Here is a 23636-nt window from a genome sequence, read left to right as displayed (position 1 = left end):
TGTGCATGGCCGGGGAGAAGCCGGAAAGCGCGTTGACGGTCCTGCTGGCGTTCGGGGCCAATCTCGGAATCGCCGTCGCGAAGATCATCGCGGCGGTCGTCACCGGATCGGCGTCCATGGCCGCCGAGGCCGCCCACTCGGTCGCCGACACCTTCAACGAGGTCCTGCTGCTGGTCGGACTGCGCCGCAGCACCCGCCCGGCCAACCGCCGCCACCCGTTCGGCTACGGCAAGGAACGCTACATCTGGACCCTGCTCGTCGCCGTCGCGATCTTCGGGATGGGCGCGCTGTTCGCCTTCTACCAGGGCGTGGAGACCCTGCTCGGCCACCACCACGGCGACGAGCCCGACCCGCTGGTCGGCTACGTCGTGCTGGGCGTCTCCTTCCTCCTGGAGGCGATCTCCTGGCAGCAGGCGCTGCGGCAGGTCCGCTCCGACGCCCGCGCCGAGGGCCTGTCCACCATCGTCCACATCCGCCGCACCGACGAGCCCACCTCCATCAGCGTCCTGCTGGAGGACTCGGCCGCGCTGATCGGCCTGCTGCTGGCGTTCGCGGGCATGGGCCTGCACCAGCTCACCGGCTCGGCCGTCTGGGACGGCGTCGGCTCGGTGCTGATCGGCGTGCTGCTCACCGCCGTCGCGCTGGTCCTCGGCCGCATCAACCTGAACCTGCTCATCGGCAGCCAGGCCGACCCCCGCATCGTCGGCGACGTCCGCGCCCGGCTCGCCGCCGCCCCCGAGGTCGAGCAGGTCGTGGACGTCCTCACCATGATCGTCGGCGCGGACCGGGTGCTGGTGTGCGCCCGGCTGGACTTCCGCGACGTGCTGACCTCCGTCGAGATGGAACGCGCCTGCGTCCGCCTCGACCACGAGCTGCGCGAGGCCCACGAGGAGATCGACGAGGTCTTCCTGGAGCCGGTCCCCCGCGACGACCCCGAGCTTCGGGCACGTGTCATCGCCCGCTACGGCCCGGCGCTCGGCCACAAGGGGACCGCGACCTCATAGGAGCCACAGGCGGCGCTCTTTACGCGGTAAGGTCAGTCGTTGCCGCGGTCGGGACGCCTCCCGAAAATTACGATCATGTGACACTGTCCGAAGTGATCTTGCGGGCGGGTGCGCGGTGCGGCAGGGTCCGGTGCGGCCCAACGATCCACACGCGCGACGCGTGTCCGAAGGGATCCCCCATGCGACGCTCCCATCTGCTGACCGCCGCGGCCGCGCTGGCCTGCGCCCTGGCCCCCGTCGCCGTCTACACCGCCGGCGCCGCCTCCGAACCGGGCGAGGCACCGGCCGCCCCCGGCCCGGCGGCCGCTCCCCCGGCCGCCCCGCCCGCGCCCGGCGCCCGCAAGGTGATCGTGGACGCGGACATGGGCGAGCTCAACGACGACGCCGCCACCCTGTTCATGCTGGCCAAGGACCGGGGCGTGCACGTCCTCGGCGTCACCACCGTCAGCGGCAACACCTGGGTGGAGGCGGGCACCGCCTACTCGCTGCGCCAGCTCGAACTGATCGGGCGCGGGGACGTTCCGGTGGTCCCCGGCGCCGGGGAGCCGCTGTTCGCCTGGCGGCAGTCCCGGCTGCCCGGGCAGGACGCGCTGTACGGCAAGTCGCCCTACGGCGGCGCGTTCGACACCAAGCGGCCCCCGTCGTACCTGAAGCTGCCCAAGCCGCCCTACGGCGGGTACCCCAAGGCCAGGCCGAGGGGCGGCGCCGCCGCCGACTTCATCGTCGACCAGGTCAGGCGCCACCCCGGCCAGGTGACGGTGTTCGCGATCGGCCCGGCCACCAACCTGGCGCTGGCCGTGCGCACCCACCCCGAGATCGTGCCCATGATCAAGGAAGTGGTCTACATGGGCGGGGCGTTCGACGAGCCGGGCAACACCACCCCGGCCGCCGAGTTCAACTGGTGGTTCGACCCCGAGTCGGCCAAGATCGCGCTGCGCACGCCGTTCCGCAGGCAGACGATCGTGCCGAACGAGGCCGCCATGAAGGTCCTCTACACCAAGGCGCGGTACGACCGGATCGTCGCCGGGCCGCAGACGCCGATCAAGAAGATGTTCAAGGACCTGCACGGACCGGAGTTCGCCAGGAACCCCCGGTACACGACGCCGGTCTGGGACTCCCTCACCGCGGCCGTCTTCCTGGACCCGGGCGTGATCAAGCGCGCGGAGGAGCGGTACGTGGACGTGGACGCCACCGAGGGCCCCAACTACGGGCGCTCGATGGGCTACGCCACGCGGGAGTTCGCCGCACCGCGCAATCCGGCCGGGACCCGCAAGGCCACCATCGTGTTCGAGGTCGACCAGGAGCGCTTCTGGAACCTGTACGTGGACCGCATGACCCGCTGAGCCCCGCGGCCCGGTGTGGGCCGCGTCACCCCCGCCCGACCCGGTCCCCTCGACGTTCCCGCAGGTAAAAAGCGTCTTTTGGCCGGGTCTGGGCGCGTGTTGTGAGACGCTTGGTGTACCGGCCCGGGAACAACGACCCGGCCGTGCGACGTTGCCGTAAGTGCGCGCGTCACCAGAGCAGACATCCTCCGCGTCGCAGACACACACGAAGGGAGAGGGGTGTCCCCATGCCACGAACCGCCGTAGAGACCCCGCTCACGGAGTCGACGAGCTCCGCTCTCGGCGACCTCCTGGAGCGTGGCCGTGCCCAAGGACGCCTCTCGCTCGACGAGGTCCGCCGGGCTTTCGAGGCGGCTGGTATCAGCCCCGCCCAGGGCCGCTCCATCCTGCGCGAGCTGTCGGAGAACGGCATCAGCCTCGCCAGCGAGGAGGAGCCCAAGAAGCGCGCCACCCGCTCCAGGAGCGCCACCAAGGCCACGGCCAAGCCGGCGGCGAAGACCGCCCGGGCCGCGAAGAAGACCGTCGCGGCCGTCGAGGGCGAGCAGGCCGTCGAGGAGACCGCCGAGCCGGTCGAGGCCACCGCCCCCAAGGCCGCCCCCAAGGCCCCGGCCAGGAAGCGCGCGACCCGCGCGACCGCCGACAAGAAGGCCGCGGTCAAGGCCGCCCCCGAGCCCGCCGACGAGGAGGACGCCGACGAGGCGTTCGAGCTGTCGGACGCCGACCCGGCCGACACCGAGATCGCCGACCTGGACGACACCTCCACGGCCATGGGCGACTCGGTGCACACCTACCTCAAGGCGATCGGCCGCCGCCAGCTGCTCACCGCCGAGCAGGAGGTGGACCTGGCCAAGCGCATCGAGGCGGGCCTGTACGCCGAGTACAAGCTGGAGAACGAGCCGGACCTCTCCCACGAGGCGCGCATGGACCTGGAGTGGGTGGCCGCCGACGGCCGCCGCGCCAAGTCCCACATGCTGGAGGCCAACCTGCGCCTGGTGGTGTCGGTCGCCAAGAAGTACTCCGACCGCGGCCTGTCGCTGCTGGACGTGGTGCAGGAGGGCAACCTGGGCCTGATCCGCGCGGTGGAGAAGTTCGACTACTCCAAGGGCTACAAGTTCTCCACCTACGCGATGTGGTGGATCCGGCAGGCGATCCAGCGCGGTTTCGCCGACTCGGCCCGCACGATCCGGCTGCCCGTCCACGTGCTGGAGATGCTGAGCAAGCTCAGCCGCGTCGAGCGCGACATGCACCAGCGCCTGGGCCGCGAGCCCACCCCCGAGGAGCTGGCGGTCGAGCTGGACAAGAGCCCCGAGCAGGTCCGCGAGCTGCTGCGCACCAGCCGCCAGCCGATCAGCCTGGACTCCACGATCGGCGAGGACGGCGAGACCCGCATCGGCGACCTGATCGAGGACACCGACAGCCCCGAGGCGTCGGAGCTGGTGGACCGTCAGCTGATGGCCGACCAGCTGCGCCGCACGCTGGACATCCTCAACCCCCGCGAGGCCAAGATCATGGCGATGCGGTTCGGGCTGTACGACGGCACGCCCCGGACCCTCGACGAGATCGGCAAGGCGCTGGGCCTGACCCGCGAGCGGATCCGCCAGCTGGAGAAGGAGTCGCTGTCCAAGCTGCGGCACCCCAGCAACGCCCAGCCGCTGCTGGACTTCGCGGTCTGATCAGCGCCGCCTGACCCGTCCCTCGTCCCCTGTCCCCCGTCCCCTGGCCCGCCGGTTCCCCGGCGGGCCTTCACCGTTTTCGGCGGGCTTTCCCCGACAATGCCCGGATGACCCCCGTCACCGACGCCCAACGCGCCGCGCTCGCCGACGAGCTGGAGATGCGCGGTTCCCCGCTCTGCGACTGTTCCGGATCGCCCGTCGCCGCGCACGCGTGCGGCTGCGCGGCGGTTCGCGCCTCGGCCCTGGTGCGCCGGACGGCGTCGGCCACCCGCCATTCCCGCGAGTGCGGCTGCGGGATCCCCGACCGTGAGGCGGCGCTGTTCTGGGAGCCGATGCTGTCGGCCCGCCCCGGCTCGCCGGGTCCGGGCCCGGGGGCCTGCTGAGCCGCCGGTTCCGTCCGGGCCGTTCGGCGGCCGCCACGGAGGTCCCCCTCGCCGCGCCCCGTCTCCGGCCGGGCGGCCCCGTTCCCGGGAACACCGCCCGTCGGGGCGCGGCGAGGGGTCTCGCGAGAGCCGTGCGCGGGCGGCCGAGGGTCTGTCCGGCCGCCGCGCCGCGTCGCCTCCAGGCAGTCCCCCACAGATGACCTGGGCGTGCGGCTCGTGCGAGCAGGATCATGCTGCCCGCCCGTCCCCGCCGGCGCGAGCACCACGCCACACATGCGCTGACCTGGTATTTCATATGGTGAACAGGAGCCGCGTGCGGGAACTCCCCGGCGGGGCCGGCCCCTGCGCCAGAAGGGACCCCGCCAAGAACGCGAGGCGGGCCCCGTCGGGAACGATCATTGCCGGGGCGCCCGGCCGGTCCCGGACGGCTCCGGCGCCTTCGCCGTCGAGCACGGGGGCTACCTGATGGCGGCGGGCGTGCGCGCGTTGCGGCAGCGCTCCGGGTTCCGCGATCCGCTGGTGGCGTCGGCGTTCTTTCTGCGACCCGGGGCGCCCGGTCCCGGCAGCTCGCCCTGCTGAGCGCGGGCGGGCTCCGTGGCGCGGGACGAGGCCGACAGCGAGGCGTCGTCCCGCGCCCTCCCGGGAGAGAGTGGAGCCAGTACCGGACGGGCCGTGCGGAGCGGCCGGGGCCCGCCCCGAGACCGGTGCGAGCGAGCATTGGGCCGGGTCGGCCCGCTGTTCGGTACGCCTCTTCCGGGGACCACGACCAGGACTGTTCGGCCGCCGAGCGGGAGTTCGGGGCGGATGATCGCCCTGCGGCCGTCCCCTCGGACCCTGGCCGGTGCCCGGGCCGACAACCTCCTTTGGCAGGATGAGAACCATCTGCCCAGGTCACCAAGTGGTGTGTCGACCGTAACTCCGTATTCGGTCAGACGGAAGTGACAGGGCGCTTACAGTTGTTCACAGCACCCGTCAGTCCCGCGCGGTGATTTTTCCACCCGCCACCCCACCGGGCGCGGGAGAGCCGCGCCGACACGCCGACGCGCGCCGCCGGCCGGGCGAGCGGCGGGACGCCCCCTCGGCCCACCCCCGTCGGCGATGCGGCCCGAGCCACATGTGCGCTGGCCAGAAGCGTGACACGACGGCGAACGAAGATCACTCAGAGTGTTACCAACCCTCCGTCTGTGGTTACGCTAAGTGATCATGATCATGAGACTGGGGAAGCGGGACGGCCCTCTGGCACGCGTGGGACGCCCGGGAACGCTGCTCCTGACGATCGGGCTGGGCGGCACGGTCGTGTTCGCTTTCTCGCCGGTCCAGCCCGCCGAATCCCATCCCTCCCGCATCCTGGCCTTCGTCACCAACACCGGGTCCGACACCGTGACCGTCTACGACACCCGGCTGGAGGAGGTGAGGGCGACCGTGCCGGTGGGCGACGCCCCGGTCGCCGCCGCGGTCGCCCCGGACGGCAACCGGGCCTATGTCGCCAACGCCCTGTCCAACGACGTCTCGGTCATCAACACCGCCACCCTGAAGGTCGTCGCCACCATCCCGGTGGGGCGGGTGCCGTTCGGCGTCGTGGCCGTCCCGGACCGCGTCTATGTCGCCGACCACGGCTCCGACACGGTCACGGTGATCGACGCGGGCAGGGGCCGGCCGGTGGCGACCATCCCCGCCGGGCCCCTGCCGCACACCCTGGCGGCCTCTCCCGACGGAGCCCAGGTCCTCCTGACCAACAACGGCGGCCGCAGCCTGTCGGTCATCGACGTCCGCACCAACAAGATCATCGCCTCGCACCGCACCGGCCTGTTCCCCCACGGCGTCGCCGCCCCCGGCCGCGCCGGCCACGTGTACGTCGCCAACACCGGCTCCCGCTCGGTCACGGTCGTCGCGCCCGGGGCGGAACCGGTGACGGTCCCCGTCGGCCGCACGCCGACCGGCGTCGGGGCCACCCCGTTCAGCGAGTGGGTCTACGTGGCCAACATGCGCGACAACACCGTCTCGGTCATCCACGCGCCGACCGCCCGGGTCACCGCCACCATCCCGGTCGGCCGCCGCCCCGAGGGCGTGGCCGTCGAACCCGGCGGCGACCGGGTCTACGTCACCAACACCGGCTCGGACACGATGTCGGTCATCGACGCCCAGGACAACAAGGTCATCGCCACCGTCCCCGTCGGCGAGGAGCCCGAGGGCGTGGCCGTCTCGCCGCGCTGAGGACGGGCGCGGACCCCCGGGAGGCGGGGCGGGGAGGCGGTCGGACGTCCCCGCCCCGCGACGGTTCCGCTACGACGCCGTCACGGCGTCGCCGGGCTCGGGGACAGGGACGGGGCCGGAGCGCCGGTGCCCTCGACGCAGACGGGGACGTAGCCGGGGGCGGGCTTGACGCTCGAGGTCGGCGCGGGGGCCGCGCGCCGCTCGCCCTCCAGCAGGCTGGTGATGTCGGAGAGCTTGATGCAGGTCGGGGTCACGTTGGCTGAGGTGCTCGGGGTCGGCGCCATGACCGGCGGCCGCCCGGAGCGGCTCTCGTCGGCCGCGGCCAGGGAGATCCCCAGGCCCAGCGTCGCCAGTGCGCTCAGGGCGCCGATGCCGGTGGCGATGGAAAGACGCTTGTTCACGAGACTCCTCGATGCAGGTCGGTGAGCGGCGATGAGCCGCTGGGAGCGTGTTCAGACCACTACCTGCTCGATCGGTGCCGTGTGTATCCGGCCGATCACCCATTGTTGGGTAAAAGAGCTCGGGCCGATGGAACCTCCGCGGCGCCCTCGCGGATGATCATGGCGTCGAACACGCGGGGCGGTCGAGATCCGCTGGTCCGTGGTGCGACGCCTCGACCAGCGCCCTGCACACCCCGACCGCGTCATGGCCCAGCCAGCGGCAGGCCCACAACGGCCTGCCGTTCCTCGTCCAGCCGCCCCCTTGTGACGGGTCCCGCCTCCGCGGTCGTCGGAGGCCCGGTGATCCGGGCCCCGGTTCACCCCTCGCCCGTCGGCCTGCCCGGGCTCGTACCGCCGCGCCGCCGGTCGCCGTCGCGGGCTCGATGGTCGGTCACCGCGTGGCCCGCTCCGCGTCCGTCCGCGCGGGCCACGATCAGGCCGTCGCGGGTGCGGACCGCGAGCTCGGTGAAGTCGTCGGCCGGGTTCCGGCCGACGGCCGCGGCGACCGCGCCGTCGTCGTCGAAGACGAGGCGGAATCGCGGCAGGTCCCCGGGCGCGAACACCCGTCGCAGGCAGGCGATGAGATCGACGGTCCGGAGCCGGGCCAGGCGGCCGGTCTCGGCGGGATCGCCGGTCACGACCACGAACGTCAGCGCGTCGCCCGGCCGCGCCGCGCGCATCGCCTCCTCGGCCGCGGACAGGCGCCGCACGCCCAGCACGACCACCACGCCGTCGCCGTCGAGGTCGGCCCGGCGGCCGGTGATCTCGTCGCGGAGTCCGCGGGGGGCCGTCCAGGGGTCGCGCGCCGGCCGCGCCGGGGCCACGAAGGGCAGGTGGGGCGGGTCCGCGTCCTCGTCGAGGAGGGGGACGTCGGCCAGGTGCTCGGCGGCGCGGACCAGGGCGAAGGGATCGCCGACCCCGGGGGCGCCCTCGGCGAGGCTCGCCGCGCCCTGGAGCAGGGTCAGGACCAGTTCGGCCCGCCGTACCGCCCCGGTGCGCAGCGCGGCGTGCGGTTCGAGTGCCCGGGCGAGCAGCAGGGCTTCGAACCGGACGAGTTCGGCCAGCGCCGCCCGTGCCGGTTCGGTGTCGACGACGCCGGACAGCGAGCGCAGTTGGAGATGGCCGCTGCTCGGGGTGTCGACGGCGAGCGGCAGCCGTTCGAGCCAGACCCGGGCGAAGGCGCCCAGCGCCCGCCCGGCGGTGGCGGGCGGCTCCGGTGGCGGCTCGGCGGCGGCCCGGGCCCGTTCGGCGGTGTCGAGGAGCACCGCGAGGTAGAGAGCGCGCTTGCCGGTGAAGTTGGAGTAGACCGCGCCCCTCGTCAGTTCGGCGCGCTCGGCGATCCGGTCGACCTTGGCCTCGGCGTAGCCGTGCTCGGCGAACTCCCGCCGGGCCGCGACCAGCACGGCCGCGCGGGTCTGCTCCTGCTGCTGCGCGCGGGTCAGCCTCGCCATCGATGCCCCTTTCCCTTTCCCGCCGTGTCATGATACTCAGAACATCCAGATGGTGGCGTCATCGGGATTTCGCGAACATCGGAGATGGGACATGGACGACAACGGCTTCGAGGTCAATGGGTTGATCAAGAGATTCGGTCGGACGACCGCGGTCGGCGGGGTGACCTTCGCGGCTCCCCGGGGGCAGGTACTGGGACTGCTGGGCCCCAACGGCGCCGGGAAGACGACCGTCGTCCGGGTGCTGGCGACCCTGCTGCGCCCCGACGCGGGCGAGGTGCGCGTGGCCGGGATCGACGCGCGGCGGGACCCGGAGCGGGTCCGCCGGCGCATCGCGCTGTCGGGACAGCACACGAGCGTCGACGGCGAGCTGTCCGGGCGGTCCAACCTGGTCATGATCGGCAGGCTGCTCGACCTCGGACGGCGGGACGCCCGCCGGCGCGCCGACGAGCTGCTGTCCCGTTTCGGCCTCGACGACGCGGCCGACCGGCCCGTCGCCACCTACTCGGGCGGGATGCGGCGCCGGCTCGACCTGGCCGCCGCCCTGGTGGGGCGGCCCGAGGTCGTCTTCCTCGACGAGCCCTCGGCCGGGCTGGACCCCGGCGGGCGCGAGGAGCTGTGGCGGATGATCCGCGGGCTCGCCCGGGACGGCGTCACGGTCCTGCTCACGACGCAGTACCTGGAGGAGGCCGACGCCCTCGCCGACGCGATCACCGTCCTCGACCGCGGACGGGTGATCGCGTCCGGCACCCCCGCCGACCTCAAGCGCGAGGTCGGCGGGCACACGATCGCGCTCCGGACGGCCGACGCCGCCGACCTCGACCGCGCCGCGGCGATCATCGCCCGGGTCACGGGCCGGGAGCCCGACCGGTCACGCCGCCACGGGCTCGTCGCGCCGGTCGCCGGTGACGCGGAGTTCTTCGAGATCACCGCCCGGCTCCGCGGAAGCGGCATCGACGTCGGCGAGCTCGCGTTCCGCCTGCCCAGCCTCGACGAGGTCTTCCTGTCCCTGACCGGGGCGCCCGCCACCGGCACCGAGGAAGCGGCATGACCACGACATTCCCCCAGGCCACCGGGCCCCGGCGCCTCGCCGTCCTCCGGCACAGCGCGGTGCTCGCCCGGCGCAGCCTCGCCAAGACCACCCGCAACCCGGGCCCGGCCGTCAACGGCATCGTCACCCCGGCGCTGTTCATGGTCCTGTTCCTCTCCCTGTTCGGCCGCCCGGTCGCCGGGACCACCGCCGGCTACCTGCAGTACCTGTTCCCCGGCATCCTCGTCATGGGCGCCGGACTGGCCGGCATGATCTCCACCGGGTCGGCCATCAACCTCGATCTGAGGAACGGCGTCACCGACCGGTTCCGCAGCCTGCCGATCAGCCGTACGGCTCCGCTGCTCGGCTCCGTGATGGCCGACATCCTCCGTTACACGGTCGCCGTCGCGGTGCTGTTCGGCCTCGGCGCGCTGCTCGGGTTCCGCGTCCGGGGCGGCGTCCCCGACGCGCTGGGGGCGGCCGGGCTGGCGATCCTGTTCGGGTTCTGCCTGAGCTGGGTCACGGTGTACATCGGGGTGCTCGTCAGGAGCGCCGACGCCGTGCTGGCGGTCGGCTTCGTCGCCTTCCTGCCGCTCCAACTGGGCAGCAGCCTGGCCGCCCCGGTCGAGACCCTGCCCGGCTGGCTCCGGGCGTGGGCGGACGTCAACCCCGTCACCCACGTCATGGACGCCTGCCGCGCCCTGCTGAACGGGACGGCGCCCGCCGGAAGCGTCGGCCTCACGCTGCTGTGGTCGGCGGCCCTGTTCGCCGTCTTCTGCCCGCTCGCGGTCCGCGCCTACGGCCGCCAGGAGTGACCGTGCCGTCCCGCAGCCTTCCCACCGACCGGAGAGACGAGACGTGAACCACTCCGAAACCCCCACCACGGACGCCGACCTGCTGGTGCTGCACGCCCTGCGCTGCACCGGCGCCACCGGCCCCGCCCGTCTCAGCCTGGCCACGGGCCTGGACGAGTCCGATGTCGAGTCCGAGCTCATCGACCTCGGCGTCGCCGGACTCGTCACGCGGACCTCCGGCCCCATGCCCGGCTGGAGCCTCACCGACGCCGGCCGCGCCGCCGACATCGAGCGGATCACCGGCGAGCTGGAGTCGGCCGGCGCCCGCGCGGCCGTGACGGCGGCCTACGAGCGGTTCCTCGTGCTCAACCCGGAACTGCTCGACCTGTGCACGGCGTGGCAGCTCCGCACCGTCGACGGCGTCGTCGGCGTCAACGACCACGGCGACCCCGCCTACGACGCCCGGGTCCTCGACCGGTTCGCCGACCTCGACCGGCGCGCCGCGGTCGTGTGCGCCGAACTGGCCGCCGCGCTGCCCCGGTTCGGCCGGTACCGCGACCGCCTCGCCGGGGCCCTCGGCCGTGCCGCCTCCGGCGAGCTGGAGTACGTGACCGACAGCACCGCGTCGTACCACACCGTGTGGGCGGAGCTGCACGAGGACCTGCTCGTCACCCTCGGGATGCCCCGATGGCCCCGATGAGGTGGGTCCGCGCGGTCTCCGCCCGGGTCGGGGAGACGGCGGAGACGCTGGGCGGCAAGGCGCACGGCCTGGTCCTGCTGCACCGCCTCGGGCTGCGGGTGCCCGCCGGGTTCGTCGTCACCACCGGGGCGTGCCGCGCCTTCCTCCGGGACGGACGCCGTCCCCAGGGGCTCGACGAGGAGCTCGCGGCGGCCGTCGCCGACCTCGAACGCTCCACCGGGCGCGTCTTCGGCGGGCCGCGCAGGCCGCTGGCGGTGTCGGTCCGCTCCGGGGCCGGCGTCTCGATGCCCGGCATGATGAACACCGTCCTCAACCTCGGCCTGACGACCGAGGCCACCGAGGGCCTGGCCGCCGAGACCGGCGACCGGCCGTTCGCCCTGGACTCCCGGTCGCGCTTCCTGGCGAGCTTCACCTCCGCGACGAGGGCGGCCGAGGGCCTCGCGGGGGAACGCCGCGGCCGGCCGGTCCCCGACGACGCGATCCGCCAGCTGGAGTGGGCGGTGGAGGCCGTGTTCGCGTCGTGGGACACGCCCCGCGCGCGGACGTACCGCACGTTGCACGGCATCCCGCACGACCTCGGCACGGCGGTGGTCGTCCAGAGGATGGTGTTCGGCAACCGCGACGCCCGCAGCGGTACCGGGGTCGCGTTCAGCCGCGACCCCAACACCGGTGAGAACGTCCCGTACGGCGAGGTCCTGTTCGGGCACCAGGGCGACGACGCCGTCTCCGGCAGGGCGGCGACCCGGCCGCTGGGCGAGCTCGCCGCGCGGGAGCCGGGCGTGTGGGCGGAACTCCTCGACGCGCTGCGCCGCGTCGAGGGGCACTACCGCGACGCCTGCTACGTCGAGTTCACCTTCGAGGCCGGTGAGCTGTGGATCCTCCAGGTGCGGCCGGGCCGGTTCGCCGGCGCGGCCGCCGTCCGCCTGGCCACCGAACTCGTCGACGAGCGGGTCATCGAACGCCACGAGGCGCTGCTCAGGGTCTCGCCGCGGCATCTGCCGCACGTCCGCACGCCGCGGATCGCGCCGTCGGAGCGGACCGACCTTCTCGCCCGGGGGATCGGCGCCTGCCCCGGTGTCGCGGCCGGCCGGGTGGCGACCACGGCGGAGGGGGCCGTGCTCATGGCCCGGGACGCCCCGGTCATCCTGGTGCGGCCGGAGACCTCGCCCGACGACATGCACGGCCTCGCCGCGGCCGCCGGGATCGTCACCGCGCGGGGCGGGCCGGCCAGCCACGCCGCGGTCGTCGCGCGCGCCATGGGCAAGCCCGCGGTCGTGGGCGTCACCGGCCTCACCGTCGACGCCGGGAGCGGCTCGGTGACGGTCGGCGGCCGCGGCGTCGGCGACGGCGCCCTCGTCACCATCGACGGGACGAGCGGCGAGGTCGCCCTCGGCACCCCCCGCGTCGTCGCGGACGCGGCCGGCGGCCACCTCCACCGGCTGCTCGCATGGGCCGACGACGTCTCGGGCGACCACTCCGCACGCGACGAGGCACAGCGCCTCGACGCGGCCCACGCCGCACTGCGCCACCACCCGCCCACCGGCCGCGCGAGCCGTTGAGCGCGGGCCCGACCCCAAGGAGGACGACGATGGCGACCCGGCACGTGTACCTGGTGCGGCACGGAGCCGCGGACCCGTTCGGTGAGCTGACCGACGTCGGGCGGCGGCAGTCGGAACTGGTCGGACGGCGCCTGGCCGCCCTTCCCATCGACACGGTGTGGCACTCGCCCCTGCCCCGGGCGGTGCGGTCCGCGAAGATCATCGGCAGGTGCCTGCCGAGGGCCGCCGTGCGGGAGGCGCCCGAGCTGGTCGACCACGTGCCGCACGTACCGGAGCAGGCGCCGCCGTCCTGGGCGCCGTTCTTCGACGGGTACGGCGCCGCGGAGGCCGCGGAGGCGGAGCGCCGTTCCTCCGCCCTGACCGCCAGGTTCGCGCGCCCCGCCGAGACCGAGACGCACGAGGTGCTGGTCACCCACGCCTATCCGGTGGCCTGGCTGGTCCGGGACGCCCTCGACGCGCCCCTGGTGCGCTGGCTCGGCCTGAACTGCGGGAACACCGCGCTGACGGTGATCGAGTACCGCGACGGCCCGGCGCCGACGGTGCTGCTGTACAACGACATGGGGCACCTGCCGCCCGAGCTGCGGTGGACGGGGTTCGGGGCCGGCGTTCGGCCCTGAGGCGGGCGGCCGGGCCGGCGCCGCGTTCCCGGGCCCTCCCGCATGCACGCGGGTCACCGGTTCGAGGCGGCGTCACCGCCCGGCCAGCCCCCGCATCATGATCTCGAAGGCGCTGTCCCAGTGGTGTCGCGCCTCGTCGGTGCCGCCGAGGGCGCCGCGCAGTTCGAGGCTGCACAGCCCGTGCGCCAGGGCGTTGATCTTGACGGCGACGTCGTGCGGCTCGGCGGGCGCGAAGGCGCCCTCCTCCACGCAGCGGGCGACGGCGGCGACCAGGGTGTCGAAGGTCGGCCGGATCAGCGCGCCGGTCTCGGCGTCGGGCTGGAACTGGGGAACCGGCCGCCCGAACATGAGCTCGTAGAGGTGGGGGTTGGCCAGGGCGCTGGCACGGTAGGCGCGGCCGAGCGCGAGCAGGTCGGCGACGGGATCGCCGGTACGGGGCACGGCGGCGAACGCCGCGGCGAGGCGTTCGAACCCGGCCAGGAACATCTCGCGGACCAGGCCCGCTTTGTCGCCGAACAGGTTGTAGACGGCCGTGGTGGACACGCCCGCCTCCCCCGCGACGCGGCGGGTGCTCAACGCCGCCGGTCCCTCGGCGGCCAGGAGCCGTCCGCCGGCGTCGACGAGTTCGCGGCGCAGTTCCTCGTAGTCCCGGTTCCTCGGTCTTGCCATGCGGACCATCATAACGTAACGTCGTTACGAAACAGCGTTACTAAACCTTTCCGGGAGCCGCGCCATGTCCGAACTCCACGTCGTCCTCGGTGCCACCGGCGCCATCGGCTCGGCCGTCGTCGCCGAGCTCACCGCGCGCGGCCACCGGGTCCGCGCCGTCAGCCGCGGTCCGGCCACCGGCCCGGACGGCTTCCAGGCCGACGTCACCACCACCGAGGGCGCCATCGCCGCCTGCGAGGGCGCCGCGGTGGTCTACCAGTGCGCGCAGCCGAGGTACGAGCGCTGGGCCGAGGAGTTCCCCGGCCTCATCCGCCCGATCCTCACCGGGGTCGAGGCCGCCGGGGCGAAGCTGGTCATGGCCGACAACCTCTACGTCTACGGGCCCGTCGAGGGCCCCATGACCGAGGGCCTGCCGCACGCCGCCGCCAACCCCAAGGGCCGCGTCCGCGCCGAGGTGGACGGGATGATCCTCGACGCCCACCGGTCCGGGCGGCTCCGGGCGACCCTGGGACGGGCCTCCGACTACTACGGCCCCGGCGGCGTCAACACCGTCATCGGCCCGAACGTCTTCGCCGCCGCCCTCGCCGGGAGGACCGTCCGCTGGGTCGGCGACCTCGACCAGCCGCACACCCTCGCCTACCTCCCCGACATCGCCGCCGGGCTCGTCACCCTCGGCGAGAGCGCCGAGGCCGACGGGCGGGCCTGGCACCTGCCGGCCGCCGAGGCGATCACCGGCCGCCGGTTCCTCGACCTCGTGCGGGCCGAGGCGGGAGGCGGGCCCAAGGTCGCCGGGCTCGGCCGGGGGGCGCAGCGCCTCATCGGGCTGTTCAACCCCACCGTGCGCGGGCTCGGCGAGACCTGGTACCAGCGCGACCGGCCGTTCGTCGCCGACGACACCGCCTTCCGCGAGGCGTTCGGCCCCGTCAAGGTCACCCCGCACGCCGAGGGCGTGGCCGCGACGCTCGACTGGTACCGGCGCGACGCGGCCTGAAAGGACGCCTCGCCCCACCCCTCCGGCCGGTCGCAGGCCGGAGGCGATGCCGCGCGGGAGGGGCGGATCAGGCGGGGGCCCCGAGCCGGTACCTGCCGTCGTCGCCACAGCAGAACTCGTAGTCCCAGTTCGCGTCCCGGCTGATGGTGACGAACACCTCGTCGCGGCCGCTCTCGCTGACCGCGAGGGCCCGGAGGCCGTCGAGGAACACGCCGCTGCCGCAGGCGCGCCGGGCTGCCTTCTCCCGGGCCTGGCTCCCGGCGGCGGCCGCCGCCGAGGTCCCGGTGAGCGCGAGGCCTCCGGGCATTCAGAGCCTGTCTGCGATCCCCCTGACGATCAGGGATCGGCGGGCGGGTCGCTGGCCTGGGGGATGACCTTGAACGCGGGAATCCCTCCTCACGGGCCAGTCCGCAGCCGAGGCCGTTCAGATGGGCCAAGCCCTGGTGAGGGCGCGTGGGTGCCGGCTGCGCGAGACACCGTTCTGAAGCAGATCTGAAGCACGCGGGCGGTTCACTCGCTTTGCCAGGCATGCCTGACCGGGCATGCCGCATCGGGAACGGAGAAGCGATATGCGGACCAGCATGTCCGGACGCTCCAAGCGCGCCGTTGTGGTGGGAACGCTGGCCACGGCGATGGCCGGCGGAGGGCTCTTCGCCACGGCGTCCGCCGCCTCAGCCACCACGGCACCGGCGGACAAGGATCACTGCGTCGTCAACCTCGCGACCGACCGGACGCAGTGCTACGACACCTTCCCGCAGGCGATCTCCGCCGCCACGGGCGGCCAGATCACCGACGCGCCGCAGAGCCCGGCGGCCGCCGCCGCCAGCCGGTCGTTCGAACAGCGGATCAACGCCATCGGCAGGCAGGCCGCGTCAAGCGCCGCGCCGCTGGCGACGGTCACACTCTCCATCGAGTACGACTGGAACTACTACCAGACCACCGCGGGCAGCCTCACGATCACGGGCACCTCCGGCTGCGACGGTGACGGCTCGGTGGAATGGATGAAGACCAGCCTCGGTGGCTGGAACGACCGGATCTCGTCGTTCAAGGGCTACAACGGCTGCCAGGTCAGGCACTACCAGCACGAGAACTTCGCCGGAGCGTACACCTCACCCGTCGGAGAGAATCCCTCGATGATGCAGCACGGCGGCCTGAACAACCAGGCGTCCTCGATCCACTTGATCTGAGCGCCGCGAGCGGGCCAGCGCGTGTGAGGCTCTGACGATGTGACCGCGGCCCCCCGGGCCGCGTGAGGAGGCCGTCTTCGATCCCCCAGCGGAATCGAAGACGGCCTCAGCACTCGCGTTAGCAACGGCTACCACGGCCTCGGGGAACGTCGCACGACGACGTCGGTGTCACCAGAGCCCGTGTCGACAGACGCAGAGCAGTTATGCGGGAACTGTGTCCTGCGGATAGCCCTGCGCACCGCCCGCGGCGGTGTTCCGGTCGCATCGCCGAACGCGCTGTGCCGGCCGCTCAGCCGTCCTCCTCCGGACACGCCGACAGGAAGTCCGCGACCAGCGCCGCCGGGTTGGCGGCCTTGGTGAGGGTGAACATCTCGTCGGGGTTGAACATGTCATACAAGATCACGGGCAGGGGGCGTCCCAGGGTCTCGACGATCCGCCCGTCGGCGTGGAGGTCCCGTGCCAGGTCGACGCACAGCGCGTGGAACTGCTCCTCAAGCCGTTCGTCGCGCTCGTCGCGGTCCTGCTCGGAGATCTCGTCCTCGTCCTCGTACCACAGGCCCTGTGCCAGCGACTCCTCGCGGTGCAGCCCGGAACCGACCGGGTCGTGTTCGGGGTCGTGTCCCGCGACGCGGATCCCCTCAAGCCCGGACGGCGCGAAGTAGGCGTAGCTCCAGCGGGCCTCCCACGCGTCCAGCGGTCCCGCCTCTTCCAGCACCCGCGCGACCTCGGACTCGGTGTTGTAACCGATCGCCAGGTAGGGGAACCGGGCGTCCTGGTCGACACAGTCGATTCGGAAGGTGATGGCGTAGATGTCCGGCACGGCCCCGGCCGGGAACTCCGCCAGGGCGCGGCCGACGGCCTGCCCCATGTGCTGCCGAAACGTCATCCAAGGCTCCCGCGCGGTCGACAGGGTCACGATGATCACCCAGGAGCGGGACTCTAACGAGTCCGCGCCCGGCGCGTCGACCGCCTCGTCCTCCGAGGCCCCCGCGGCAGGCGCGCCCTAGGACACGCGGGTGCGGCTGATGGTGACGTTGCGCGCCCGCAACGACACCGGGCCGGTGGGGCCGGGCTGCTGCGCCCACTGCTGGGGGTCGTTCAGCCAGGGCTCGTCCTGCTCGAAGGAGGCGTAGGAGCCCATCTGCAGGTTGATGATGAGGTTCATGGGGACGCCGACCCAGTTGCGGCCGCGGTGGTAGCCGGGGTTCCCGTAGAAGTCCCCGTCGAGGTGGTAGTTCACGGCGACGTCGGTGGCGTCGAGCTTCTGGATGTAGACGCGGTAGGTGTGCCAGGTGCCGGGGTCCTTCCCCAGCGCGGGCATGTCGACCGGGGTGCGCTCCACGACCTCCGCGGTGTCGGGCCTGCCGTCGTGGTCGGACCAGGTGTTGAACAGGTTGACGGGTTTGCCGACGTACTCCAGCACGTCGGTCTCGGGCGGCCAGACCTGGTCGGCCCCGGTGAGCCAGAACGCGGGCCAGCAGCCGCGCGCGGTCGGGGCCTGGAACTCGCCCCTGATCTCGTAGGCGGGGAACCGGTCGTTGACGACGATGAGGTCCCTGGCGTGCACGGCCCCGGAGCGGTACCACAGCGGCGCGTGGGGGTGGCTGGTGCTCTTCCCGTCCGGCTGGGAGAGCCGGTTGGCCGTCAGGGTGAGCACTCCGCCCGACAGGGAGACCTGGCTGTGGTCGGTGGGGCTCCCGTACATCCTGGCCGCGCCGTTGTGCTGGTCGCCCCAGGGGTACAGGTAGTTCCACCTGGCGTGGAACGCCGTGTAGCTGCCGAAGGAGGCGGCGGGCAGGACGGTCTCCCAGGTCTCCGCGGCGGAGGCGGGACGCGGGGTGAGGGGGACGAGGGCGGCGCCGCCCAGGAGGCCGAGCGCCTGCCGCCGGGAGAAAACGATCATGTGAAGAGGAACGCACGGCGGGCCGCCGCGCCACAAGCCGCGAAATGATCTTGGCCGGTTCCGGCTGCCTCTCTTGCCCGGCGCGGCAGTCCATGATCCACACGGCCGGGGCGTCCCGGGTCACGGGCCGTTCCCGGCCTCCCGGCCCGGGTCGAGGGCCGCGGTGGTCGTCATCTGCTCCGCGCCGATGAAGTGGCGGAGCAGCAGCAGGCCCGCCGCGTGGGCCTCGGGGCCGTGGTGGCTGGCGCAGGCGTCCTCGACCAGGTGCGGCGTCAGGCCCCGTTCGAACGCGCCCACCGCCGTCGCCAGGACGCAGGCGTTGGTCGCGATGCCGCACAGGTAGACGTCGCGCCAGCCGCGCGCGGAGAACAGGTCCGCGCCCGCCGGCGCCGCGAACAGGCTGTAGCTCGTCTTGTCGATGACCGGGACGCCCCCGGCGTACGGGCGCAGCCCGTCGACGAGGTCGGTCTCCGGCGGCCCCATGAACCGGGACCAGCGCAGCAGACGGACGTAGGGCGAGCCCGGACGGTTGACGTAGCGGGTGAGGACCACGTCCCCGCCCGCCTCCCGCCAGCGCGCGACCAGGTCCACGACCGTGGGAACGACCGGCGCCGTCGCGGCGTTGACGAAGCCGCGCTGCATGTCGATGACGACCAGGACGGCATCCCCCATGACGGGTATCTCCCCGCCATCGGCGGGCGGCTACCGTCAGGCGGCCGGGATCGCGGCGGCGTGGCGCAGCCAGGCCTCGTCGAAACGGCGCAGGACCAGCCGGGCCAGCGCGTCGTGCGCGCCCAGCGGCGGCGTCACCGCGTCGGCCCCCGCCTCCAGCATCCGCTCGTGGAACAGGCCGGGGGCCAGCAGGTAGGAGGCCACCTTCACCCGGGGCGCGCCCCGGCGGCGGCGCTCGGCGACCACCTCGGCCAGCCGCGGGCCCTCCGCCGCCACGAACCCGTACGGGACGGGCCGCCGCAGGCGCCGGGCCAGCAGCCGCGCCGCCGTGCGGACGTCCGCCACGCCGGCCGGGTCCGAGGAGCCCGCCGCGCCCAGCACCACCGCGTCCGAACTCCGCAACGGCCCCAGGTGGTCGGCCAGCGTCGCGGTGAGCAGGGCGTGCGGCCCCAGCGGGCGCGCGGTGACCGCGTGCGGGTGCACGCGCTCCAGGCGGCCCGGGATGTCGACCAGCGCGTGGTATCCCCGCGCCAGCAGCAGCGGCACCGCGACGACCGGGCCGTCGAGGCCCGCGACCGCCTCCTCCAGGACCGGCTCGGAGATCTCGGCGTAGGCCTCGACCACGTTCAGCCAGGGGCGCAGCCGCCGCACCCGCTCCAGCAGCGCCCGGACCGTCTCCGGTCCCCCGGGGCGGCGGGTGCCGTGGGCCACCGCCACCAGCGTCGGCGCGTACCCCCCGCGCATGGGCCCGCTCGTGAGCTCAGCCATGGGCGTCCGCCCGCAACGGCTCGACGGCGCGCGGGTCGCACGCCAGCCGGTAGCCCCGCTTGACGACCGTCTCCACGATCCCCGAACGCCCCAGCCCCCGGCGCAGCCGCGCCACCGCCATCTCCACCGCGTGCTCGTCGGCCTGCGGACGCGCGTCCCGCGACCACGCGCCGCCCCCGCCCACCATCCGGCTGGGCAGCACCCCGCACAGCTCGGCCCGCGACACCACGTGCCCGGGGCGGCGCGCCAGCGCCCGCAGGATCGCCATCGGCGCGGGCGCGATCGGCCGCAGCTGGCCGTCCAGCACCACCGCGTGCCCGCGCAGCTCCAGCGACGACCCGCGCACCTCGATCCGGCGGGCCCGGCGGCGCGGCAGGTCCGACGACAGCGCCCGGACCAGCGCGCCGATCCGGGCGCGTTCCGGCTGGACGGTCGGCACGTCGCGCTCGGTCAGCGGCTGCGCCGTCACCGGCCCCACGCACGCCGCCACCACGTGCGTCCGCAGCGCCTGGAGGAACGCCTCCTCCAGCCCGTCCTCGGCCGCCACCGCCAGCGTCGCCGACACCGCCGGGGCGCTGGTGAACGCGATCGCGTCCACCGTGCCCGCCACCGCCTGCCCGACCAGCCGCCGCAGCGGCGTCGGGTCGTCGGTCCGCGCCCACCGGTACACCGGGATCTCCACGACCTCGGCCCCCGCCGCCCGCAGCGCCCCGCTGAACTCGGGAAGCTGCTCGCCGTACAGCTGCACGGCGATGCGCGTCCCGCTCAGGTCCTCCTCCAGCAGGTGCTTGAGCACCTCCGCGCAGCTCTCCGACCCCGGCGACCAGTGCTCCTGCATGCCCGCCTGCCGGATCGCGCCGCGCGCCTTGGGGCCGCGCGCCAGGATCCGCACCCCGGCCAGCGCCTCGGCCAGATCGTCGTGCAGGCCCCAGCCGTCGGCCGCCTCCAGCCACGCCCGGAACCCGATCCCGGTCGTCACCACCAGGAAGTCCAGCGGGCCCGACAGGCACTCGCGCGTGGCGTTCAGCAGCTCCACGTCGTCCGACAGCGGGATCAGCCGGATCGCGGGGGCGTGCACCACCCGCGCGCCCCGCCGCTCCAGCAGCATCGCCAGCTCCTCGTGCCGCCGGGCCGCGGTCACCCCGACGGCGAACCCGGCCAGCGGCTCCCGGTCCGGGCCCTGCTCGCGGTCGGTGCTGAGCTCACGGTCGGTGCTGAGCTCACGGTCGGTGCTCATCGGGGAGCGCCACCTCCACGCGGTCCTCCGCCGTCCGGCGGATCGGGAACGTCGGCAGCGCCACCCCGGGATCGTCCAGGCACACCCCGGTGCGCAGGTCGAACACCTGCTTGTACATCGGCGAGGCCACGGTCGGCGCGCCCCCGCGCGTGCCCAGGATCCCGCGCGAGATGACCTGGGCGCCGCTGAAGGGGTCCAGGTTGCCCAGCGCGTACAGGTCCCCCTCGAAGGTGCGGAACACCGCCACCTGCACGCCCGCCACCAGCGCGCACGCGCCGCGTTCGGGGATCAGGTCGGTGTAGTGGCACACGTCCCGCCAGACCGGCGCGGTCCCGGCCGGGCGCTGGTCGAGGGTCGGGGTCGTCATCTGGGTCGTCATCGGGTGGTGACCTCCAGGCGGGGGCCGGCGACCAGGACCGGCTTGATCTGCTCGCGTTCGGGGGTGAAGGCGATGCTCGGGTCGGGGGTGTCGGGCGCGTTCACGAACGACACGAACCGCCGCAGCTTGTCGGGGTCCTCCAGGGTGGCGCGCCACTCGTCGGCGTAACCGTCCACGTGGCGGTCCATCGCCGCGTCCAGCTCGGCGCACAGGCCCAGCCGGTCATCGACGATCACCTCGCGCAGGTAGTCGATCCCGCCCTCCAGCGACTCCAGCCACGAGGCGGTGCGCTGGAGGCGGTCGGCGGTGCGGATGTAGAACATCAGGAACCGGTCGATGTACCGGATCAGCGTCTCGTCGTCCAGGTCGGAGGCGAACAGGTCGGCGTGCCGGGGGCGCATCCCGCCGTTGCCGGCCAGGTACAGGTTCCAGCCCTTCTCGGTGGCGATGACGCCGAAGTCCTTGCTCTGCGCCTCGGCGCACTCGCGGGCGCACCCCGACACCGCCGACTTGAGCTTGTGGGGGGCGCGCAGCCCCCGGTACCGCAGCTCCAGCCGGATCGCCATCGCCACCGAGTCCTGCACGCCGTACCGGCACCAGGTGGAGCCCACGCACGACTTCACCGTCCGCAGCGACTTGCCGTAGGCGTGCCCGGACTCGAACCCCGCCTCCACCAGCCGCCGCCAGATCTCCGGCAGCTGCTCCACCCGCGCCCCGAACAGGTCGATCCGCTGCCCGCCGGTGATCTTGGTGTAGAGACCGAAGTCGCGGGCGACCTCGCCGATCACGATCAGCTTGTCCGGGGTGATCTCCCCGCCGGGGATCCGCGGCACCACCGAGTAGGTGCCGTTCTTCTGCATGTTGGCCAGGAAGTGGTCGTTGGTGTCCTGCAGCGCGGCCTGCTCGCCGTCCAGGATGTGGCCGTTGCCGAGGCTCGCCAGGATCGACGCCACCACCGGCTTGCAGATGTCGCAGCCGCGCCCGCGCCCGTGCTCCTCGATGAGCCGCGTGAACGAGGTGATCCCCCGCACCCGCACGATGTCGAACAGCTCGGCCCGGCTGTGGTCGAAGTGCTCGCACAGCGCGCGGCTGACCTCGATCCCGGCCGCCGTCAGCTCCGCGTCCAGCAGCTTCTTCACCAGCGGCACGCAGCTGCCGCACGTGCTCCCGGCCCGGGTGCAGCCCTTCACCTCCGCCAGGTCCCGCAGCCCGTCGTCGCGGATCGCGCAGCGGATCGTCTCGGCGGACACGTTGTTGCACGAGCAGATCACCGTCGCGCCCGGCAGGTCCCCGCCGGCCGCCTCGGTGCCGCCGAACAGCGCCTGCTCCGGGCTGCCGGGCAGCTCGGCGCCGACGTAGGCGCGCAGCGTCGGGTACGCCGACGCGTCGCCGACCAGCACGCCGCCCACCAGCGTGCGGGCGTCGTCGCTGACCACCAGCTTCTTGTAGACCCCGGCGACCGGGTCGGTGTAGGTGATGTCCAGCGCGCCCTGCTCGGGACCGGCGAACGGGTCGCCGAAGCTGGCCACGTCCACGCCCATCAGCTTCAGCTTGGTCGACAGGTCGGCGCCCTCGAAGCGGGCGCCGCTGCCGGCTCCCCCCGCCGTGGCCAGCAGGTGGTCGGCGACCACCTCGGCCATGCTGAAGCAGGGTGCGACCAGCCCGTAGACCTGCCCGTCGACCAGCGCGCACTCCCCGACCGCCCAGATCGCCGGGTCGGCGGTGCGGCAGGCGTCGTCCACGACGATCCCGCCGCGCTCCCCCACCGGCAGGCCGCAGGCGCGCGCCAGCTCGTCGCGGGGCCGGATCCCGGCCGAGAAGACCACGACCCCGGCGTCGATCGCCGAGCCGTCGGCCAGCGCGACCCGCGCGACCGCGCCGTCCCCGCCCGCCTCCAGGCCCGCCATCGGGGTCCCGGCGTGCACCCGCATCCCGAGGGCCTCGATGTGGCGGCGCAGCATCGCGCCGCCGCCCTCGTCGAGCTGGCGCGGCATCAGCCAGGGCGCGACCTCCACCACGTGGGTGTCGACGCCGAGGTCCTGGAGGGCGCGGGCGGCCTCCAGGCCGAGCAGGCCCCCGCCGACCACGACGCCGCCGGCTCCCGGCCGCGACGCCGCCAGGCCGGCGCAGTGGCGGCGGAGGGACTCCAGGTCGTCGATCGTCCGGTAGACGAACACCCCGGGCAGGTCGCGGCCCTCGACCGGCGGCACGAACGGCGCGGAGCCGGTCGCCAGCACCAGCGCGTCGTAGGCGACCTCCCGGCCGCTTCCGGTGCGGACCACCCGGGCCGCGCGGTCGATCTCCACGGCCGGGTCGCCGGTGAGCAGCTCCACCTCCCCGTCGTGCGCGGGGTAGGCCAGATCGGCGTCCTCGGTCAGGTAGGAGGTCAGCGCCACCCGGTCGTAGGCGGACCTGGTCTCCTCGCCGATCACCGTGATCCGGCAGGAGCCGGTGTCGTCCCGGGCGCGCAGCGCCTCGACCAGGCGATGTCCGGTCGGACCGTGACCGACAACGACCACCTTCATCCGTACGTCCCCTCCGAGGTTCATGCGCCGATCCTCGGAAGGGGCCGTTTCGCGGTTGCGTCCCCTCTGTCACCGCCGTGTTAAAAGGGGCTCACTCCGG

24 protein-coding genes are annotated in these 23636 nt (G+C 73.8%); 13 read left to right on the top strand and 11 right to left on the bottom strand.

Annotation, left to right across the window (positions count from 1 at the left end; genetic code table 11):
* Positions 1 to 5 precede the first annotated feature (5 nt).
* The 6 genes from HNR61_RS22410 to HNR61_RS22390 all read left to right on the top strand — a co-directional run bounded on the left by HNR61_RS22410 (position 6) and on the right by HNR61_RS22390 (position 6617).
* On the top strand, positions 6 to 1004 hold the full coding sequence (locus HNR61_RS22410) for a cation diffusion facilitator family transporter (RefSeq protein ID WP_182845109.1): 999 nt from the start codon (positions 6 to 8) through the stop codon (positions 1002 to 1004).
* A gap of 179 nt (positions 1005 to 1183) precedes the next feature.
* Positions 1184 to 2347, top strand: a complete 1164-nt coding sequence (locus HNR61_RS22405; protein ID WP_182845108.1) for a nucleoside hydrolase — start codon at positions 1184 to 1186, stop codon at positions 2345 to 2347.
* Positions 2348 to 2574: 227 nt separating this feature from the next.
* Entirely contained in the window at positions 2575 to 4020 is a 1446-nt protein-coding gene (locus tag HNR61_RS22400; protein ID WP_182845107.1) for an RNA polymerase sigma factor, read from the top strand.
* Between the two features lie 107 nt (positions 4021 to 4127).
* Positions 4128 to 4403 carry a hypothetical protein gene (locus HNR61_RS22395; RefSeq protein ID WP_182845106.1) on the top strand — a complete coding sequence of 92 codons (276 nt, stop codon included), beginning with the start codon at positions 4128 to 4130 and terminating at the stop codon, positions 4401 to 4403.
* A gap of 288 nt (positions 4404 to 4691) precedes the next feature.
* Entirely contained in the window at positions 4692 to 4982 is a 291-nt protein-coding gene (locus HNR61_RS50770; RefSeq protein WP_512698961.1) for an acyl-CoA thioesterase domain-containing protein, read from the top strand.
* A gap of 624 nt (positions 4983 to 5606) precedes the next feature.
* Complete coding sequence (locus HNR61_RS22390) at positions 5607 to 6617, top strand: YVTN family beta-propeller repeat protein (protein WP_182845105.1); 1011 nt, start codon at positions 5607 to 5609, stop codon at positions 6615 to 6617.
* An 80-nt stretch (positions 6618 to 6697) separates the two neighbouring features.
* Here the strand turns inward: HNR61_RS22390 and HNR61_RS22385 are convergent, their stop codons facing one another.
* Both HNR61_RS22385 and HNR61_RS22380 read right to left on the bottom strand, forming a co-directional pair.
* Positions 6698 to 7018 carry a hypothetical protein gene (locus HNR61_RS22385; protein ID WP_182845104.1) on the bottom strand — a complete coding sequence of 107 codons (321 nt, stop codon included), beginning with the start codon at positions 7016 to 7018 and terminating at the stop codon, positions 6698 to 6700.
* Between the two features lie 356 nt (positions 7019 to 7374).
* Entirely contained in the window at positions 7375 to 8508 is a 1134-nt protein-coding gene (locus HNR61_RS22380) for a TetR/AcrR family transcriptional regulator (RefSeq protein ID WP_182845103.1), read from the bottom strand.
* A 91-nt stretch (positions 8509 to 8599) separates the two neighbouring features.
* Between HNR61_RS22380 and HNR61_RS22375 the strand changes: the two genes are divergently transcribed.
* Genes HNR61_RS22375 through HNR61_RS22355 form a run of 5 tightly spaced genes read left to right on the top strand, consistent with a single transcriptional unit; the run spans position 8600 to position 13205 of the window.
* Positions 8600 to 9556, top strand: coding sequence for an ATP-binding cassette domain-containing protein (locus HNR61_RS22375; RefSeq protein WP_182845102.1), 957 nt, complete (start codon positions 8600 to 8602; stop codon positions 9554 to 9556).
* Entirely contained in the window at positions 9553 to 10350 is a 798-nt protein-coding gene (locus HNR61_RS22370) for an ABC transporter permease (protein WP_182845101.1), read from the top strand. Before HNR61_RS22375 ends, HNR61_RS22370 begins: the two co-directional genes overlap by 4 nt.
* A gap of 43 nt (positions 10351 to 10393) precedes the next feature.
* On the top strand, positions 10394 to 11029 hold the full coding sequence (locus HNR61_RS49325; protein WP_182845100.1) for a transcriptional regulator: 636 nt from the start codon (positions 10394 to 10396) through the stop codon (positions 11027 to 11029).
* Positions 11017 to 12588 carry a pyruvate, phosphate dikinase gene (locus tag HNR61_RS22360; protein ID WP_246443270.1) on the top strand — a complete coding sequence of 524 codons (1572 nt, stop codon included), beginning with the start codon at positions 11017 to 11019 and terminating at the stop codon, positions 12586 to 12588. Before HNR61_RS49325 ends, HNR61_RS22360 begins: the two co-directional genes overlap by 13 nt.
* Before the next feature lie 29 nt (positions 12589 to 12617).
* Positions 12618 to 13205 carry a histidine phosphatase family protein gene (locus tag HNR61_RS22355; protein WP_182845099.1) on the top strand — a complete coding sequence of 196 codons (588 nt, stop codon included), beginning with the start codon at positions 12618 to 12620 and terminating at the stop codon, positions 13203 to 13205.
* 72 nt (positions 13206 to 13277) lie between these two features.
* On the opposite strand, the gene HNR61_RS22350 is transcribed toward HNR61_RS22355, so the two are convergent.
* Positions 13278 to 13874, bottom strand: coding sequence for a TetR/AcrR family transcriptional regulator (locus HNR61_RS22350; protein ID WP_182845098.1), 597 nt, complete (start codon positions 13872 to 13874; stop codon positions 13278 to 13280).
* 64 nt (positions 13875 to 13938) lie between these two features.
* Here HNR61_RS22350 and HNR61_RS22345 point away from each other — a divergent pair, with 64 nt between their 5' ends.
* On the top strand, positions 13939 to 14865 hold the full coding sequence (locus HNR61_RS22345; RefSeq protein ID WP_182845097.1) for an NAD-dependent epimerase/dehydratase family protein: 927 nt from the start codon (positions 13939 to 13941) through the stop codon (positions 14863 to 14865).
* 67 nt (positions 14866 to 14932) lie between these two features.
* Here the strand turns inward: HNR61_RS22345 and HNR61_RS22340 are convergent, their stop codons facing one another.
* On the bottom strand, positions 14933 to 15172 hold the full coding sequence (locus HNR61_RS22340) for a hypothetical protein (protein WP_182845096.1): 240 nt from the start codon (positions 15170 to 15172) through the stop codon (positions 14933 to 14935).
* 262 nt (positions 15173 to 15434) lie between these two features.
* Between HNR61_RS22340 and HNR61_RS22335 the strand changes: the two genes are divergently transcribed.
* A complete protein-coding gene (locus tag HNR61_RS22335) occupies positions 15435 to 16052 on the top strand; it encodes a hypothetical protein (RefSeq protein WP_182845095.1) in 618 nt (205 codons plus the stop codon).
* Between the two features lie 289 nt (positions 16053 to 16341).
* On the opposite strand, the gene HNR61_RS22330 is transcribed toward HNR61_RS22335, so the two are convergent.
* The 7 genes from HNR61_RS22330 to nirB form a co-directional block, all read right to left on the bottom strand.
* Positions 16342 to 16938, bottom strand: a complete 597-nt coding sequence (locus HNR61_RS22330; protein ID WP_182845094.1) for a hypothetical protein — start codon at positions 16936 to 16938, stop codon at positions 16342 to 16344.
* Positions 16939 to 17055: 117 nt separating this feature from the next.
* Positions 17056 to 17955, bottom strand: a complete 900-nt coding sequence (locus HNR61_RS22325) for a LamG domain-containing protein (protein WP_182845093.1) — start codon at positions 17953 to 17955, stop codon at positions 17056 to 17058.
* Positions 17956 to 18075: 120 nt separating this feature from the next.
* Entirely contained in the window at positions 18076 to 18627 is a 552-nt protein-coding gene (locus HNR61_RS22320; RefSeq protein ID WP_182845092.1) for a cysteine hydrolase family protein, read from the bottom strand.
* A 36-nt stretch (positions 18628 to 18663) separates the two neighbouring features.
* A complete protein-coding gene (locus HNR61_RS22315; RefSeq protein WP_246443267.1) occupies positions 18664 to 19395 on the bottom strand; it encodes a sirohydrochlorin chelatase in 732 nt (243 codons plus the stop codon).
* Positions 19388 to 20632 carry a uroporphyrinogen-III synthase gene (locus HNR61_RS22310; RefSeq protein ID WP_182845091.1) on the bottom strand — a complete coding sequence of 415 codons (1245 nt, stop codon included), beginning with the start codon at positions 20630 to 20632 and terminating at the stop codon, positions 19388 to 19390. The genes HNR61_RS22315 and HNR61_RS22310 overlap by 8 nt, the downstream gene beginning before the upstream one ends.
* The gene (gene nirD, locus HNR61_RS22305) at positions 20616 to 21011 is read right to left on the bottom strand and encodes a nitrite reductase small subunit NirD (RefSeq protein ID WP_084000337.1); all 396 of its coding nucleotides are present in this window, start codon (positions 21009 to 21011) and stop codon (positions 20616 to 20618) included. The genes HNR61_RS22310 and nirD overlap by 17 nt, the downstream gene beginning before the upstream one ends.
* The gene (nirB, locus tag HNR61_RS22300; protein ID WP_182845090.1) at positions 21008 to 23536 is read right to left on the bottom strand and encodes a nitrite reductase large subunit NirB; all 2529 of its coding nucleotides are present in this window, start codon (positions 23534 to 23536) and stop codon (positions 21008 to 21010) included. The genes nirD and nirB overlap by 4 nt, the downstream gene beginning before the upstream one ends.
* Between the last annotated feature and the right edge of the window lie 100 nt (positions 23537 to 23636).

The organism is Actinomadura kijaniata, assembly GCF_014138665.1.
GTDB classification, from domain to species: Bacteria; Actinomycetota; Actinomycetes; order Streptosporangiales; family Streptosporangiaceae; genus Spirillospora; species Spirillospora kijaniata.
Note: the sequence above shows the minus strand (reverse complement) of the source record. Positions and strands in the feature narration are given on the sequence as shown.

Coding starts and splice junctions, on each gene's coding strand:
- HNR61_RS22410 (WP_182845109.1), top strand. CDS start 6: ATGGCCGGGGAGAAGCCGGAAAGCGCGTTGACGGTCCTGCTGGCGTTC.
- HNR61_RS22405 (WP_182845108.1), top strand. CDS start 1,184: ATGCGACGCTCCCATCTGCTGACCGCCGCGGCCGCGCTGGCCTGCGCC.
- HNR61_RS22400 (WP_182845107.1), top strand. CDS start 2,575: ATGCCACGAACCGCCGTAGAGACCCCGCTCACGGAGTCGACGAGCTCC.
- HNR61_RS22395 (WP_182845106.1), top strand. CDS start 4,128: ATGACCCCCGTCACCGACGCCCAACGCGCCGCGCTCGCCGACGAGCTG.
- HNR61_RS22390 (WP_182845105.1), top strand. CDS start 5,607: ATGATCATGAGACTGGGGAAGCGGGACGGCCCTCTGGCACGCGTGGGA.
- HNR61_RS22380 (WP_182845103.1), bottom strand. CDS start 8,508: ATGGCGAGGCTGACCCGCGCGCAGCAGCAGGAGCAGACCCGCGCGGCC.
- HNR61_RS22375 (WP_182845102.1), top strand. CDS start 8,600: ATGGACGACAACGGCTTCGAGGTCAATGGGTTGATCAAGAGATTCGGT.
- HNR61_RS22370 (WP_182845101.1), top strand. CDS start 9,553: ATGACCACGACATTCCCCCAGGCCACCGGGCCCCGGCGCCTCGCCGTC.
- HNR61_RS22360 (WP_246443270.1), top strand. CDS start 11,017: ATGGCCCCGATGAGGTGGGTCCGCGCGGTCTCCGCCCGGGTCGGGGAG.
- HNR61_RS22355 (WP_182845099.1), top strand. CDS start 12,618: ATGGCGACCCGGCACGTGTACCTGGTGCGGCACGGAGCCGCGGACCCG.
- HNR61_RS22350 (WP_182845098.1), bottom strand. CDS start 13,874: ATGGCAAGACCGAGGAACCGGGACTACGAGGAACTGCGCCGCGAACTC.
- HNR61_RS22345 (WP_182845097.1), top strand. CDS start 13,939: ATGTCCGAACTCCACGTCGTCCTCGGTGCCACCGGCGCCATCGGCTCG.
- HNR61_RS22340 (WP_182845096.1), bottom strand. CDS start 15,172: ATGCCCGGAGGCCTCGCGCTCACCGGGACCTCGGCGGCGGCCGCCGCC.
- HNR61_RS22335 (WP_182845095.1), top strand. CDS start 15,435: ATGCGGACCAGCATGTCCGGACGCTCCAAGCGCGCCGTTGTGGTGGGA.
- HNR61_RS22330 (WP_182845094.1), bottom strand. CDS start 16,938: ATGACGTTTCGGCAGCACATGGGGCAGGCCGTCGGCCGCGCCCTGGCG.
- HNR61_RS22325 (WP_182845093.1), bottom strand. CDS start 17,955: ATGATCGTTTTCTCCCGGCGGCAGGCGCTCGGCCTCCTGGGCGGCGCC.
- HNR61_RS22320 (WP_182845092.1), bottom strand. CDS start 18,627: ATGGGGGATGCCGTCCTGGTCGTCATCGACATGCAGCGCGGCTTCGTC.
- HNR61_RS22315 (WP_246443267.1), bottom strand. CDS start 19,395: ATGGCTGAGCTCACGAGCGGGCCCATGCGCGGGGGGTACGCGCCGACG.
- HNR61_RS22310 (WP_182845091.1), bottom strand. CDS start 20,632: ATGAGCACCGACCGTGAGCTCAGCACCGACCGTGAGCTCAGCACCGAC.
- nirD (WP_084000337.1), bottom strand. CDS start 21,011: ATGACGACCCAGATGACGACCCCGACCCTCGACCAGCGCCCGGCCGGG.
- nirB (WP_182845090.1), bottom strand. CDS start 23,536: ATGAAGGTGGTCGTTGTCGGTCACGGTCCGACCGGACATCGCCTGGTC.